Source organism: Roseovarius halophilus (ex Wu et al. 2025) (assembly GCF_047086965.1).
The window spans coordinates 1-1,175 of the sequence record NZ_JBKOTX010000481.1; the positions used below are offsets into that span (position 1 = coordinate 1).

At 64.0% G+C, this 1,175-nt stretch carries 3 protein-coding genes; 1 reads left to right on the forward strand and 2 read right to left on the reverse strand.

What is annotated here, in order from left to right; genetic code table 11:
• Positions 1–314: HupE/UreJ family protein (locus ACH107_RS32965; RefSeq protein WP_412509805.1), on the reverse strand; the 314-nt coding region annotated here is incomplete at its 3' end.
• Between the two features lie 59 nt (positions 315–373).
• Positions 374–772 (reverse strand): hypothetical protein, encoded by a 399-nt coding sequence (locus ACH107_RS32970; RefSeq protein ID WP_412509806.1) that lies wholly within the window; start codon positions 770–772, stop codon positions 374–376.
• A gap of 36 nt (positions 773–808) precedes the next feature.
• Here ACH107_RS32970 and ACH107_RS32975 point away from each other — a divergent pair, with 36 nt between their 5' ends.
• Entirely contained in the window at positions 809–1,069 is a 261-nt protein-coding gene (locus ACH107_RS32975; RefSeq protein ID WP_412509807.1) for a metal-sensing transcriptional repressor, read from the forward strand.
• Positions 1,070–1,175: the final 106 nt, after the last annotated feature.

Here is a 1,175-nt window from a genome sequence, read left to right on the forward strand (position 1 = left end):
AGCATCGTCACCGAGTGCCCGACCGCGAAGATGCTGACATAGATGGCGACGTCCTTCATCCGGTAGAGGAAGAACACGACGCCAAGAAGGAACAGGATGTGGTCGTAGCCCGTCACCATGTGCTTGGCGCCGAGGTAGATGAAGGAGATGACATGCACCCCCCAGATTTCCTGGATGTAGCCCGCGTCACCGGGGGTGACGTCATGGGCCAGCACCTGCGCCACGCTGGAGGCGTAGAGGGCAAGGGTTGTCAGGATGAGGGCTGCGGGGCGTCGCGACGCGAGCGCGTGCAGTCCCGTCGAGGCTGGACTCATGGAAGTCTCCGTTCGTGCGAAAGAATGATCGGTGAAACCGCGCGGCGGCGCGGTGCCGATCAGGCACGCGGAGGTCGTTCGATCCGGAACGTGTGGTGTCCGCCGCCCGGCGAGGCCTTAAGTCGCCACGCGTCCCGGTAGGCGCTCGTGGGATGGCTTCGGTCGCCGAGGGGTGCAAGCGCCTGGCTATGATCGTGGTCGGCGGCGTCGTGGCTGTGGCCGTGCATCGCCCAGTAGAGGTCTTCCTCGAACCCGTGCGAATGCCCGTGATCTGCGATCATCTCCAGATGATCCTGGATCGTCTCGAGTACTGTCGGCGAGTGGGTCGCGGTCGGCATTACGGACCACGCGGCCAGCGACAGGCAGAGAAGCGCCGCAAACGCCTGTCTTCCGAATGTCGCCAGCGGTCTCATCGATATTGCCTGTCTGCCCATGTGCGCAGCCTCTTCTGAGGCCATCTTGTTCTATCCCCCCGGGGAGGATAGCGTCTTTCTATGACAAAGCCTCATGTCCACGCAACCCACCCGGCCCTGATCGCCCGGCTGAAACGTGCCGACGGCCATCTGCGCGCGGTGATCGGCATGATCGAGGAGGGCAAGCCATGCCTCGAGATCGCGCAACAGCTTCAGGCGGTCGAGAAGGCCGTGGTGAACGCCAAGCGGGCGCTGATCCACGACCACATGGATCATTGCATCGACACGGATCATTCGCCCGCGGACCGCGACGAGCTGAAGTCCATCGCCCGCTACCTTTGAGACCGCCCATGCTTGAGATCCTCACTGAGCGCACCTACCGCCACCTGTTCCTCGCGCAGGTCGTGGCACTGCTCGGCACGGGGCTGGCCACGGTGGCGCTCGGGCT

What these genes read in the sequence shown, in the direction of transcription:
- ACH107_RS32975 (WP_412509807.1), top strand. Translation starts at nt 809, where the DNA reads ATGACAAAGCCTCATGTCCACGCAACCCACCCGGCCCTGATCGCCCGG.
- ACH107_RS32970 (WP_412509806.1), bottom strand. Translation starts at nt 772, where the DNA reads ATGGCCTCAGAAGAGGCTGCGCACATGGGCAGACAGGCAATATCGATG.